Source organism: Oerskovia paurometabola, from assembly GCF_016907365.1.
In the GTDB taxonomy this organism is placed as follows: Bacteria; Actinomycetota; Actinomycetes; order Actinomycetales; family Cellulomonadaceae; genus Oerskovia; species Oerskovia paurometabola.
The window spans coordinates 2757900-2770630 of the sequence record NZ_JAFBBV010000001.1 but is presented as its reverse complement, the minus strand read 5'-3'; the positions used below and the strand labels follow the sequence as shown (position 1 = coordinate 2770630).

At 70.0% G+C, this 12731-nt stretch carries 16 protein-coding genes; 1 reads left to right on the top strand and 15 read right to left on the bottom strand.

The window, feature by feature from the left end:
- Positions 1 to 24: 24 nt before the first annotated feature.
- From JOD48_RS12570 to JOD48_RS12560, 3 genes are all read right to left on the bottom strand, one after another.
- A complete protein-coding gene (locus tag JOD48_RS12570; protein ID WP_204809391.1) occupies positions 25 to 276 on the bottom strand; it encodes a hypothetical protein in 252 nt (83 codons plus the stop codon).
- On the bottom strand, positions 276 to 533 hold the full coding sequence (locus tag JOD48_RS12565) for a hypothetical protein (RefSeq protein WP_204809388.1): 258 nt from the start codon (positions 531 to 533) through the stop codon (positions 276 to 278). Before JOD48_RS12565 ends, JOD48_RS12570 begins: the two co-directional genes overlap by 1 nt.
- Positions 534 to 710: 177 nt before the next feature.
- Positions 711 to 2300: a hypothetical protein gene (locus tag JOD48_RS12560; RefSeq protein WP_204809386.1), complete on the bottom strand. Its 1590-nt coding sequence runs from the start codon at positions 2298 to 2300 to the stop codon at positions 711 to 713.
- 168 nt (positions 2301 to 2468) lie between these two features.
- Between JOD48_RS12560 and JOD48_RS12555 the strand changes: the two genes are divergently transcribed.
- Positions 2469 to 2993 carry a hypothetical protein gene (locus tag JOD48_RS12555; protein WP_204809384.1) on the top strand — a complete coding sequence of 175 codons (525 nt, stop codon included), beginning with the start codon at positions 2469 to 2471 and terminating at the stop codon, positions 2991 to 2993.
- A gap of 75 nt (positions 2994 to 3068) precedes the next feature.
- Here the strand turns inward: JOD48_RS12555 and JOD48_RS12550 are convergent, their stop codons facing one another.
- The 12 genes from JOD48_RS12550 to JOD48_RS12495 all read right to left on the bottom strand — a co-directional run bounded on the left by JOD48_RS12550 (position 3069) and on the right by JOD48_RS12495 (position 12592).
- Entirely contained in the window at positions 3069 to 3764 is a 696-nt protein-coding gene (locus JOD48_RS12550; RefSeq protein WP_204809382.1) for a M23 family metallopeptidase, read from the bottom strand.
- Between the two features lie 56 nt (positions 3765 to 3820).
- Entirely contained in the window at positions 3821 to 4093 is a 273-nt protein-coding gene (locus JOD48_RS12545) for a hypothetical protein (RefSeq protein ID WP_204809380.1), read from the bottom strand.
- A 2-nt stretch (positions 4094 to 4095) separates the two neighbouring features.
- The gene (locus JOD48_RS12540; protein WP_204809378.1) at positions 4096 to 4914 is read right to left on the bottom strand and encodes a M23 family metallopeptidase; all 819 of its coding nucleotides are present in this window, start codon (positions 4912 to 4914) and stop codon (positions 4096 to 4098) included.
- 64 nt (positions 4915 to 4978) lie between these two features.
- Positions 4979 to 5260 carry a putative phage holin gene (locus JOD48_RS12535; RefSeq protein WP_204809376.1) on the bottom strand — a complete coding sequence of 94 codons (282 nt, stop codon included), beginning with the start codon at positions 5258 to 5260 and terminating at the stop codon, positions 4979 to 4981.
- On the bottom strand, positions 5257 to 5460 hold the full coding sequence (locus JOD48_RS12530; protein ID WP_204809374.1) for a DUF7620 family protein: 204 nt from the start codon (positions 5458 to 5460) through the stop codon (positions 5257 to 5259). The genes JOD48_RS12535 and JOD48_RS12530 overlap by 4 nt, the downstream gene beginning before the upstream one ends.
- Positions 5457 to 5738: a hypothetical protein gene (locus JOD48_RS12525; RefSeq protein WP_204809372.1), complete on the bottom strand. Its 282-nt coding sequence runs from the start codon at positions 5736 to 5738 to the stop codon at positions 5457 to 5459. Before JOD48_RS12525 ends, JOD48_RS12530 begins: the two co-directional genes overlap by 4 nt.
- Positions 5735 to 6400 carry a hypothetical protein gene (locus JOD48_RS12520; RefSeq protein ID WP_204809370.1) on the bottom strand — a complete coding sequence of 222 codons (666 nt, stop codon included), beginning with the start codon at positions 6398 to 6400 and terminating at the stop codon, positions 5735 to 5737. Before JOD48_RS12520 ends, JOD48_RS12525 begins: the two co-directional genes overlap by 4 nt.
- On the bottom strand, positions 6400 to 6546 hold the full coding sequence (locus JOD48_RS12515) for a hypothetical protein (RefSeq protein ID WP_204809367.1): 147 nt from the start codon (positions 6544 to 6546) through the stop codon (positions 6400 to 6402). The genes JOD48_RS12520 and JOD48_RS12515 overlap by 1 nt, the downstream gene beginning before the upstream one ends.
- Positions 6547 to 6557: 11 nt before the next feature.
- Complete coding sequence (locus JOD48_RS12510; protein WP_204809365.1) at positions 6558 to 7532, bottom strand: hypothetical protein; 975 nt, start codon at positions 7530 to 7532, stop codon at positions 6558 to 6560.
- Positions 7529 to 8608 (bottom strand): hypothetical protein, encoded by a 1080-nt coding sequence (locus JOD48_RS12505; protein ID WP_204809363.1) that lies wholly within the window; start codon positions 8606 to 8608, stop codon positions 7529 to 7531. Before JOD48_RS12505 ends, JOD48_RS12510 begins: the two co-directional genes overlap by 4 nt.
- A gap of 10 nt (positions 8609 to 8618) precedes the next feature.
- The gene (locus JOD48_RS12500) at positions 8619 to 9419 is read right to left on the bottom strand and encodes a hypothetical protein (RefSeq protein WP_204809361.1); all 801 of its coding nucleotides are present in this window, start codon (positions 9417 to 9419) and stop codon (positions 8619 to 8621) included.
- A complete protein-coding gene (locus JOD48_RS12495) occupies positions 9419 to 12592 on the bottom strand; it encodes a phage tail tape measure protein (protein WP_204809358.1) in 3174 nt (1057 codons plus the stop codon). Before JOD48_RS12495 ends, JOD48_RS12500 begins: the two co-directional genes overlap by 1 nt.
- Positions 12593 to 12731: the final 139 nt, after the last annotated feature.

The following is a 12731-nucleotide window of genomic DNA, read 5'->3' as shown; positions in this document are numbered from 1 at the left end:
GCAACGGGCCGCGGCGAGCAATCGCTAGATCCTGGTGCAGTGCGCGACGGGGACCCATGCAAGCCACTCGGGCCACCCGGGCGCGGACTGGCGGACGCACAGCCAGGACCCCGAGCGGGCGACGACGTCGAGCCCGTGGGTCTGCTTGCCGTGCCCGTAGGTGTTCGTCGTGACCCGGGCCCGGTGCGGCGGGTCGTAGCGCTGGGTTACGAGGAGGCTGCCGCCAGCGTTGACGACGAGCATGGAGAAGTCGCGGGTCTCGGGTGCGCGAGTCATCAGCGACGGGTGACGGCGTTGGCCCAAACCCACGCGGAGTCGAGGTGGCCGAACTTGTCGACGTAGCGCACACGCACGGCGCGGGCGGTCCAGGCCATGGCGTCGCCGTCGATCTCGAGATCTTCGCCCTTGACGGTCACGATCCAGGCACGCACGGGAATGGGACGCTCGGGCGTCGTGACTTCCATGCCGTGCTGGCGCGGGTGGAGCGTCCTCGCGCGATCGGGGAAGGGCGTGTTGCCGGTCGGTCTGCTCACCCACCTAGCGTATCGAACATACGTTCGAACTCGATGGTCGTCTAGTCAGGCTAGACGATTCCCGGAACCACGGGGCGCCCTGGTGGCACGCGACCGCCAGCGCGGGCGAGGCCCTAGTGATCGCTCCCGCTATGGCCCGAGCTGTCCCCGCCGCCCGGCCGCGGTGGCGGCGCGTGCCTAGGCGGGGCGCGTCAGTGCTTTGCGAGCTTCCACGATCGCTCTGACGGCGGCGGAGCGGAGACTCTCCGCGTCCTGTTGGCGCTGTTGGTGGGCGGAACGTGCATTCTCGATTGCTGCCGTCACCGCCTTGTCTGCGGCCCGCAGGTGGTCCGAGAGCGTACCAGCCTCCAAGACGGGTCGAACATCTACCCGACCTTCTTCACCCCACAGGGGGGCGGCCGACTCACACGCACTTCTCAGTTCTTGCGCAAGGGCTTCTTCGGCTGCGCCAAAGAGCGCTGCTCTATCGTCATCAGGCGATAGGTCCAGGCGGATCTTGACGGCGATGTACTCTTTGGTGTACCTGCGTTCGATCGACACATCGCCCAGCCAGGCCAAGCGATTCGTTTGCTGTTGCACGGCAACTTGGAACCCCTGACGTCTCTGCTCCCACGCCAGCGCTTCGTCCTCTGCGTCGCTACGCTCTTGGGCGACTGCGTCGTCAGCGTCCGCAAGCGCTCTCGTCAGCAAGGCAATCTGCGGTGCCATTTCGATCGAATCGTCGAGGTACAGAGTTGCTTCGCCGTCACCGCCGATGTCCCAGTAGCTGCCCAAGTCGGACTGGGCGAGCTCTCCTACCTTGCGACGCCATTTCTCGTACCCGTCCACATCTGGGACGTCGACAAGTTCTACGACAAGCTGCTGCTTAGTAGCCCGCAGTACTTCGCCGATGTGCGCCGCGCAGTCGCCCGTTCGAACCTTGCGTGCCTGGATCTGCGCCCGCTCGAACCGGTCGGGGACCCACGTTGCCGCGGCCTCTTCGAAGGAGATCACCCACCCCGTCGCGAACCCGAGTGCGCGTTCGCCGTCGCCGGGCTGCAGCAGTGTCTCGCGAAGGCGCGTTACCTCGATGAACCAAGCTGATTCTGCAGTGTCCTGGCTGAAGGTCCCCAGTGACTGGAGGCGCTCGAGATCGTCGAGGCGCTGGGCAAGGTCCTTGTCCCGGAACTCGCTCACCTTCCATGACAGGTTTGTGCTCGCGCCCAAAGCGTGCAGGGCGCGCCACTTGGCGTCAGCCTTTGCTACGGCGGCGCCTGCTGTCTTGGCGCATTTGGCGTCCTCGCCTGCCATGAGGTGGTTTGCTGCCTGCTCGAGGAGGGTGCGCAGTGTCGTGTCGGCAACGGCGTCGGTTAGGGCAACTGTGTCGATGCTTGTGCCGAAGACTGCGTCGGTCAGACTCCGGACATACGAAAGGGTCGCGTCGCACCACACCCCGAGGTTCTCGATCCCCGGGGCGACGCCCTCGTGCTGTGCAATGTTCCGGGCGCGGTGCATCTGACGCATCTCTGCCCCTACTCGAAGGTCCCACACGCCCTCGAGCTTTTCTCGAACCCCTTCGATGAGCGGTTCGAGCGCACCGTTACGGGGGACGGTCACGCCCCGTGAGACTGCCGCGAGGTAGGTGATCCGCTCCACCACTCCGTCTAGGAGTACGACGGCAGTAGCGGCACGCATTGCATTGGCGTTCCGCGCGGCCTTCGTTGCGTCCTCGAGCATGGCTCTAACGGCAGCGAGCTGGCGGACATCGTTGGCGTTGCGGTTAGGCATGGAACGCATCCTCGCACCAACCTAGTGAGATCTGCACACCTCCCCCGGGAAACTAAGAGGCCTGCCCTCCCGAAGGAGGGCAGGGCCGTGGTCGTTCGGGGCCAGCCGCCGTTGCCCACAGCGTCGGCCGACCTGCCCCATAGTGCTGTTGAACGCTAGCCTCGCCACATGGACTGGAGCCAGATGCAGTTTCTTCTCGGCGCGCTCGGCGGCGTCGTGATCACAGGGACGGTCGCCCTCGTGACGTCTCTACTGACCAGGCGCGCGGAGCGAATCGCGCGCGAAGAGGGCCGACGCCTATCTCGAGCGGACCTGCGCCGTTCCGCCTACGTAGCCTTCCTTGCTCAGGCCAATGGGCTCGGCGACGAGGCGTCGGCATGGCACGACACCACTGGCAAGCACCTTGCGCCAGACAAGTTGATGTCCGCCTTCTACCGTGATCTCGGCCGAAGTTCCCATGACTATGATGTGTGCGAAGTGACCGCACAGTTGGCGGCCGGGCCGGCGGTACTGAAGGCGCTCGACACCTACATTGCCTGGTATCGCGCGGCGATCTTCCAGGTCCTTACTGGGCGCGAGCCCGGGCTAGTCGGAGGCACCACGAAGCAGGATCCCCTTGTTGAGGCTATGCGCGCCGAGTTGGATGAGGACATGTCCATTCCTACCAAGACGACGCGTCAAGCCAAGGCCTGACAGCACCGAACAGCCCCGCCCTCCCGTAGGAGGGCGGGGCTTCGTCATGCTCGGGTCAGGCACGTGGTTCGCTGGTCAGATGCCGAGGTGGGCCTTGATCGCGAGGACGGCGGTCTTGGTGTCGGCGATCTCCTGGCGTAGGGCGATCGGGACGCCGCGCATGACGGGTGCGGTGCGGTCCAGGAGTTCCTGGAGGGCGTTGCGCGAGGTGGCGATCGAGGTGGGCAGGTTCTGGCCGAACGGCATCATGTCGGTCATCTTCTGGCTGCCGTTGGGGCCGAGCAGGACGTCGTAGATCTGCTGCTGTTGGGTCTCGGTCAGGGTCATGAGGAAGCCTCCGGGGTTGGGGGTCGGTGGCGTGGGGGTGCCCACGCCGAGGGTGATGCCGCGGGCGGTCATGAAGGGCACGGGGTCCTGGGGTGTGCCGCCGACGCGGGTCTCGAAGTGCAGGTGCGGGCCGGTGGCGTTGCCGGTTGCTCCGGCGGTCGCGATCTGTTGCCTGGCGGTGACGGTGGCGCCCTTGGTGACGAGGCTGGCGGTCAGGTGCAGGTACCAGGTCTCGATCCCGCCGGGGTGGGCGATGCGGATCATGTTGCCGCCGCCGGGGTCGAACCCGGAGGCGGCGACCGTTCCGTCGGCGGCTGCCCAGACAGGTGCTCCGGCAGGTGCGCCGATGTCGGTGCCTGCGTGGAGGGTGTACTCCCCGGTGATGGGATGGGTTCGCATCCCGTAGGGGGAGGTGATGCGTCCTACTGCGGGGTTGACCCACATGTGGACTCCTTCCTCTTGGCGCGGCGAGGCGGGTGCCTTGCTGCGTTGGTCTGGCGTCAGTCGCTGGGCGCGGGTTCGGCCGCGAGCCAGGGGACGAAGCGCTGCAGGAACGCGTTGACCGCGGGCACGGCCATGACGCGGGTGATCGCGCCGGCGACCGTCAGGGCGATGACCGCTCCGCCGCCGAGCTGGGCGGGGTCGCCGTCCGCGACGGCCTCGAGCGCGAACGGGGTCAGGGCGGCCAGGGCGAGGACCGCCTGGAACGTGGTGCGCACGGTCGTGCGCCAGGGCCGCTGCTCCTGCGTGGTGGTGGCGAGGTGGCGTGCCATGGTCAACGTCCCTTCGCCTCGGCCGAGCCGGCGATGCCGTCACGGACCTGCTTGACGGTCGGGCGGTCCTTGAGCCAGGCGGTGATGTCGGTCGCGCTGGGACCACGGCTGAGGATCTCGTTGTAAGCGGCGACGACGGTCCCGGTCTCGGCGCGACCGGACTCGAACGCCTGAACGATCTGCTTGGGCGTCTTGCCGCTCTGAGCGGCCGAGATGACCCAGTCGTCGACCTCACGGGTCGATCCCTCACGGCCGTGGCAGCGCCGGTACAGCGCCTCGATCAGTCCTCGCATGTCGTCCTCCTGGATGGGGGTGATGGGGGCCGGTGCCCCTGGTGTGGTGGGCTTGGTGACCTGGCCGCTCGCGCCGGGCCGGGCGGCGGCCGTGGTGGTGACGGCCAGGTCGACGCCGCGGGCCCGCAGGTACGGCACGGGGTCGACTTGACGGCCGTGGACGAGGACCTCGAAGTGCAGGTGCACGGTCGGGGCCCCGGAGTTGCTCGCGGCGGCGATGCGCTGCCCGCCGGCGACCCGGTCGCCGGCCGCGACCGCGATGCCGGCGCGCTGCATGTGCGCGTACCGGGTCCATACCCCGCTGCCGTGGTCGAGCTCGAGCACCCAGGCGTTCAGTGGGGTCTTGTAGATCCGGCGGACCTTGCCCGCGGCGGCGGCGTAGATGTCGCTGGTGATGCCGAGCGTTCCGGCCCGGAGGTCGACGCCGAGGTGGTTCGTGCTCGCGTTCGGGGCGTTCGCGATCGGGCCGCGGGGACCGAAGGGCGAGGTGATGCGCCCGTCGGGCGCGTTGGGGCGGTGCCACGACATGGTCTGCCTCCTGGCATGACAAAGGCCCCGACGCGATCGCGTTCGGGGCCTGGGGTGGGTGGGGTCAGGGGCGGCGTTGGGCGCGCAGCATCTGGATGGTGCGCTGGACGAACAGGGCCGCGGTCGCCGTGTAGACGATGAGCTGGGCGACGCGGCGCCCGGGGTAGTCCGGGACGAGGCCTTGGGCGACGACGAGCCCCAGGACGGCGGCGACGGCGAGGGAGACGCCCATGACGTTGCGCCCGGTCGGGGACTGCCACCAGCGCGCGTGCACCCAGTACAGGACGACGAACCCCAGCGCAGCGCCCAGGGCCAGGCACTGCAGGGCAAGGACGAGCGCGGTCACGTGGGCCTCCCGTAGGCGGAGCGGATGGACTCCGCGAAGTGGTTCTGGCGCTGCAGCTCGCGCAGGCGATCGGCGACGTGTCGGGCTTCCTGGGCGCGGAGCACGGTGCCGTGGAGGTGGTCGACGGACTGGGTGAGCGCGGCCTGCGCCTCGGCCTGGGCGCGGCGGCGCTCATGGCGCTTGCGGCGGGAGAAGATCACGGGCTCTCACCTCGCTCGGCCTGCGCCTGGAGCACCTCGAGCACGCGGACCGTGGTGCGCGAGTTCTCCAGGAGCTCGACGCTGGTCGCGTCCTTCTCCTGGCTGGCGGTCCGCTCTGCCTGCCAAGCGGCCTGCCACGTGTCGGCGCGGACCTTCTCCGCGTCGACCTCGCGGCGGAACGCGATGCCGCCCTTTCCTAGGAGGAGCAGGATGACGATGAGCCCGACCACGCCCCACCCGGACAGGTCCATGACGCCTGGGGGGATGCCCTCGATCATGCGAGGATCGGGGTTCGGGTGAGTTGGATGCCGAGGCGGAAGTAGGCGCCCGCGCCGGAGCCGCCGGCGATGTCGGCGATGAGGTAGCCCGCCCAGACCTGCATGGGTGGGATGTCGATGTGGGCGATGTGCGTCACGGCGGCCCAGGCTCCCGCGTCGACACGCACGGGTTGAACGATCATCTGGCTGGGCTCGATCGCGGAGACTGACCCGTCGCGGACGACGTGCAGGCCCGCGTCGAGGGCTGCGGAGTCGTATCCGACGGTGGCAGCGATCGTGACCGACAGGCGGGTGGGGTAGGGCAGCCGGTCGCCGACCGTGACGGTGGAGAAGCCGCTGCCGGGGATTGCGGCGCTGTTCGGGCTCTTGTCGGCCGAGACGACGTACTGCGTCGAGGAGTGCGCGACACCGACGACCGGGCCCCAGTTGACGCCGTCTGTCGTCATCTCTACGCGGACCGCAGCGTAGGCGTCGGCGCGCGAGACGATCAGCGGGCGTCCGGGGGAGGGCGACCATCCGAGCTCGGCCAGCAGCTGGGCTCGGGCCGTGACGTTCGCGACGGGGATGATGTCGTTGATCGAGGCGGCGAGGTCGTTGATGGTCTGGCGGCGCGGGGTCTCGAGCGGCGCGGGGACGACGTGCTTGCGGACGCTGGTTGCCATCAGAGCACCTCCTCGGGGTTCGGGTCAGGGGCGGGTCCGGGCTCGGAGGGCGCGGGCGGGGTCGGGACGAAGAGAGCGGCGTGCCAGTCGGCGTGCCGCTGGTGCTCGGCGACGAGCGCGCCGCAGATCTCGCAGATGGTCCACACGGGTGCGCCTCCTAGGCGGGTCGGGTGTAGGTCACGGACAGGGCCATGCCGTCGCCGTTGCCGGCCCCGGCTACGGCCCAGTACTGGGTGCCGACCAGGGCGAGCGCCTTGACGGCGCCGGTGCGCATGCCGTTGCGGGTCGCCGCGTCCAGGTCGGTCCAGCCGTCGCCGGTCGCGGTCGGCCCGGACGAGGCGGGGGCGCCGCCGGGCTGGGAGCCGTGGGGCGAGCCCTGCACGGTCGTGGGGCCCGATGCGCCGGCGAGACCGACTCCGCGGAGCATGACCTGGACGCGGTCGATGCTGATGGCTCCGAGGTTGACGAGCTGGTCGCCGTAGGTGGCCAGCCCCTTCATCGGCCCAGAGCCGAATCCGTTGCCTTGGTAGAGGGTGGAGCGCCCGCCGTACCGGCTTGCGTTCCAGTCGCCCCACCGGCCCGAGGACTGCCGCCACGACCCAGACCACTGGGGTCCGATGGTCTGGGTGACCTGGACCGTGCTCGTGCCAGAAGGCGGCGGCGGGGTGGGGACCGGGGGCGGCGAGGGCGGCGGCGCGATCGCGGAGGGACCCAGGACCAGGAGCGGGACGCCCCAGTCCGACAGCGAGACCCACACCGGCGCCGGCAAGGCGCCGTAGGCCCCGGCCAGGTACGGCAGGGAGTGCGCACTGCCCGCCCAGGTGATGGTCGCGACCGTCGCGGTCGCAGCCGTCAGCGTCGCAGGGACGACGGGGTCGAGCGGGTCGATCGGCCCCAGGACGAGCGACGGGCGCCCGCTGCCGGGGTTGAGCAGGACGCGGGCAAGGCCAGCGCCCGAGGCGCCGCGTCGCTGGTAGCGGCCCGGCATGGCAGGCAGCCACAGTGGTTCGCCGCGCACGCCGACGCGCACGAGCCGGTCCGTGGTGTTGACGGCGTGGCACGGGCAGATCGTGACGAGCGCGTCGTCGGAGGCAGCGTCCGGGTCGGGCAGGAGCAGATCGAGGTCGCTCACATGCTCACCCCCACGTCTACGCGCATCTCGCCGTCGGTGACAGTCAGGGGAAGGTCGTACCCGGTGACGTACCCCCACACGCGCTCACCGTCACGACCGATCTCGACCGGGTCGTCGAGGTCGATGCGCGGGTCCGGGACGCACCGCACCGGGACCGAGGTCGCGGGCAAGATCGACGACGCGAGCATCGTCTGCGCGGCTGCCAGCGCCTGCTCGGTCGTCACGACGAGCGGCGACGACCAGATCTTGGTGACCGGCCCGTACTGGCCATGGACGGACAGGGGCCCGGCGGTCTGCTGCGCGATCGCCTGCACGTCCTCGACGCCAGCCGCCGAGGAGCGGGCCACGACCTGGTTGTACGCGCCCTCGCGGGTGTCCGAGCGCCCGGCCGAGGCCAGGGCGCCACGCTCACCATCGCGCAGCGTCAGCACCGGGACGGGCACCGCGGCCAGCGGCCGGCGGAACACGACCTGCCCCCACTCGTCGGTGCGCAGCAGCGCCGGCCACGCGTCGGCGATCTCCCGCAACGCGGCGAGCCGGTCCTCGGACCAGGCCATCGCGGCCGGGCACAGACGGTCGGCAAGGCCCGGGGCGAACGCCGCGGACATGCCCGCCGGCAGCAGCCGCCGCGCCTCGGACATGAGCGTCGCCCCCGTGCCGGGCTGAGTAGGGGACGTGAGCTTGGCATCCTCCACCCGGCGTAGACGCCCGGCAGCGATGACGGTGATCGTGCCGTCGTCGCCGTCGTCCCAGTCGGTGACGAGGAAGCGGCCGATACGGGTCTCCCACGTGTCGGTGTCGACAGCCGAGGAGACCAGGATCGAGACCTGCAGCTCCTGCCCGTACCGGGCCAACGGATGGTCGACCCGGTCCCCGGGGCGCATGTCCCGCAGCCCGTCGAAGCGCGGCACCGTGAGCGTGAGCCGCTCGGGGACCCTCTGCCCGACCTGCGCCACCACGCGCCCGCGCCGGACCGGGACGTCCGCATCGAGCAGGCGACCGCCGAGCCACGAGGACACCACCGGTGCCCACCCGCACGTCCCGGACAGCACCTCCTGAGGTGGCCCAGCCCTCATCGTCGCCTCCTCACAGCAGCTGCCCCCAGGGGTAGGTGTCCCACTGATCCCAGGTGGACGAAGCGAACAGGGCATCGTGCTGGGCCCACGTGCGAGTGGCCATGGCGGCGTCGAAGTCGTCCCACGTCCACGCGCTGAGCGCCGCCGAGGGCTCGGGGTCGTCGACCAGGACGTACTCGAGCGACCACACGCGCTGGGTCGAGAGCCCGCCGTCGCCCGCCCACAGGACGTTCGACGGCTTGCCCACGACCTGGACCAGGTCGACCGCGTCCAGGTCCCGGATGCCCCCGTCCGTCCGCACGACGATGGGGCGACCGGAGCGCAGCAGGTCGCGCATGTGGACGGTGTTCTGTCGGTTCGTGCGGATGCGCAGCGCCCCGCCACCGTCCCCGCCCGGCGCGTACCGGACCGGCGGGCGGGCGCGCCCGGGGACGTCGAACACCGCCGTGTTCGAGACGAAGTCGCGGGGCATCCCGTTGTCGTCCCACACGAAGTCGACTGACGTCTGCCCGTCGAGCGACTGCAGCACAGCCCGCCCCGGGTGAGACACGGTCACCGGCGCCGCGACGTAGGTCACCCCCGCGACGACCGCCTGGTACACGACCTGGGCGTTGAGCGCGGACCGGTTGTCGACGAGCACGACCTGCTGACCCGTCGACAGCCCGACCCCGCCGGGCACCGGCCACGACGAGCCAGCGCCCGTCGTGCCCGTCACCAGGTACCCCACACCCGCAGGAACACCCGCAAGGACGATCTGCACCGGCTCCGGCGAACCCGCCGGCACCAAGGACGCCGTGATCGAGACAGCCATCAGCCAGCCCTCCGAGCCTGAGACGTGCGGATCGACCTGACCGCCACTGCCTCCATGCGCGCCTCCAGCCCGTTGCCGAGGTCGAGCGTCCCCACCAGCTGCAGGCCTGTGAGGTCGAGCGTCGGGGCAGCGATGGGTGCCTGTGTGGCGCCCGCGTAGGCGTACTGGGGAGCCGACGGCGAGCCGCCAGCGGCGAAGCCCGCGAGTACCGACTTCGGGATCTGCCGGTACTGCATGGCCCGCATCACGCCCGCACCGTAGTACTCGACTGCGGGCTGCGGCTGGATCCACTCCTTCGAGCGGACCATGAGCGGACGTCCACGCTCCGTCATTGCGAACACGTTGTCGCGCGTCGGATCGGACGGAGGCGTTCCCGGAACCTGACCGCCCGCCGCGAAGCCTGCGATGCCGCCGACCTGTCCACCGGTGAAGCCCCCGGGAATCCCAGGGATCACCGCGGTCATCGACCTGATGGCCGCGATCGCGCGCCCGACGGCCCGTTCCGCGGGACTGACATCCGCGTCGACCGAGACAGACGTTCCCCGCGGGGTGTTGAGCCACGCGTTCGTGGTCCGGTTCGCGTTGAACGGGTCAGCGTTCAGCTTGAACGGGTCGGGCACCATCTGCCCGAACGCGTTCACCGTCCCTCGGGCCGTTGCTTCTGCCCTCGACGGATCCGCACGCAGTTCCCACGGCGACACCGACTGACCGAACACGTACAGCTCACCCGCGAGGATCTGCGCCTCGATCGCCGCCGACTCACGGTTCGCGGTGATCTCCCACGGGCTCACAGACTCGCCGAAGACGTGCAGCTCCCCGGCGAGGATCTGCGCCTCGATCGAAGCAGCCGACGTGTCCACGTCGACCACGATCGGTGGCGGGGCGTACAGGCCTTCGAGCGAGGCCTGTAGCCCGTTCGTCGCGTCGACGCCGCGCTGGAACGCGGCCTCCGCGCGAGCGATCTCCTCGTCGGTACCGTTCGCGAGATCCTGGACCGCCTTGGCGCCAGCAGGGCCGAGCGCAGCCAGCTTCTCCATGAGCCCCTGCGAAATTCCTCGCTCGCCCAAGCGAACAAGGTTCGCCGACCAGCCCTCCAGGGCGCCCGCTTGCGCTTCGAGCTCCGCGAGCCAGCCGCCGAGAGAGTACTTCGCCTCGTCGAGCCCCTTGGACCAATCGAGGAAGCCACCCGCGGCGCCCCCGACGCCCTCGAGGAACTTCGCCATCGCCTCGGACATCTCCTCAACCGGAGGCGTCGCGACTGCCGCGGCGTCACCGACGCCGGCGACCCCCTCCTCGGCCGCCTTGGCGGCCTCGTCGACCCCGATCAGGGCGTCCTCGGTCTCGGAGAACTTCGTCTTGATGTCCTCGACGCTGATCCCGCGCGACTCAGCCTCGGCGTAGATCAGCCCGAGAGCTTCGCGCACGTTGTCCACAGCGCCCGACTGCACCATGCCCGACATCACCCGGTCGAGGTTGGTGAACCGCTCCTCGGCCAGCTCGGTGTAGGCGGTGACGCCGGGGATTGCACCGGTCCAGGAGGCGATCGTGTCGGTGACATCCCGCTTGAAGACCTGATCCATGGCGGAGCCCAGATCGGTCACCGACGAGCGCGAGGCCCCCAGGACCGTCCCGAAGTTGTCGAAGTTGGAGTTGAGGTCCTCCAGGTTCCCACCGTTGGCGAGATCGTTGACAGCCTTGGCGATCGCGTTCGCCTTGGGCACCGCGTCACCGCGCGTGAGCGCATCAACGAGGATCCCCGTCGCTGCCGCCGTCGCGCCGACCGCGAGCGCCGTGCCACCGATCTTGACGAGGGAGCCCGCGATGGAGCCGAGCTTCGTCGCGGCGGGCGGGCTGATGACGCCGAGGTCGCGGAGCGCCTTGCCGGTCTCGATGATGCGAGGGAAGGTGAGCAGGAAGCCGCCCGCGAGCAGGGAGGTCACGGCGATGAGCGCACCGAGCCCGAGGCCTGCCTGCTGGACCCATGGTGGGAGGCCTGCGAGGGAGTCGACGAGGGAGTCGGCGCCCTGCACGAGAGCGCGGAGTGGGCCGTCGGCGCCCTCCCCAGCGCCGATCATGAGCGTTTCGAGCGATCCGGAGAGTCCTTCGAGGTCGCCCTTGAGGTTGTCCATCTTGGTGGCGGCGACCTCGGCGGCGTAGCCCTGGTCGTCGACCTGTTCGGTCCAGTGCTCGATGGCGTCGGCGCCCTGGGCGTACAGGATCCGGGCCGTGGTGATCTGCTCGTTGCCGAACATGCGGCCCAGGGCGGCCGAGCGCTCGGCCTCCGTGAGGCCGCCGAGCTGCGTCTGAAGCTGGCCCGCGAGCGATGCTAGGCCCACGAAGTTGTCCTGGCTGTCGAACGCGGAAATGTTGTACTTCTCGAGCTCGAGCTGCGCCGCCTTGGTGGGCGCGGTCAGGGACATGATGACTCCGCGCAGCCCCGTGCCGGCGGAGTCGGCCAGGAGACCGTTCTGTGCCAGGAGTGCGAGGGTGCCGGAGGTCTCCTCGAGCGAGACGCCGAGCTGGGCTGCGACCGGGCCTACGTACTTCATGGCGAGGCCGAAGTCTGCGACCTCGCCGTTCGCCTTGCCTGCCGACGCCGCGAGGACATCCGCGATGTGCCCGACGTCGCGGCCCGTGAGGCCGAACTGGTTCATCACGGTGGACGCGATCGCGGCGGCGTCAGCGACCTCGATCGACCCTGCGGCCGCCAGGCTGAGGGCACCGTTCAATCCGCCGTTGAGGATGTCGGTCGCCGAGACGCCGGCCTTGGCCATCTCCTCGATGCCGTTCGCGGCCTCGGTCGCTGAGTACTTCGTGTCTGCGCCGGCCGCGATCGCGGCCGCTCGGAGCTTGTCGAGTTCGTCCGCTGTGGCGCCGCCGGTCGCGGCCACGCCCGACATCGCGGCGTCGAACTCGGCGTACCGGGCGACAGCGATGCCCACGACCGCGCCGGTCGCCAGGCCGACGCCCATGAGGCTCTTGCCGACCTCGTCCCACGACTCGCGGTGCGTCGTGGCGGACTGCACCATCCGGCCGAGGGCGGTGTCGGCCTGGGTGGCCGTCTCCTCGGCGCCCTTGCCGACCTGCTTCGCAGCCTTGGTCGCGTCGTCCATCTGGCGCTTGAAGTCGGAGATCTCCGCGCGCAGGTAGACCTTGATGGACCGGTCGGCCATGACACCTCCCGGGCGTTGTCGTCGCTGTGCGGTTAGATGGCGCCATGACCGACGACCTCGAGCAGCGGCGCAAGGCCTACGACCGACGACAGCGAGCCTGGGTGTGCCTGGTGTTCGGGGTGCTCATCGTGTGGGCGCC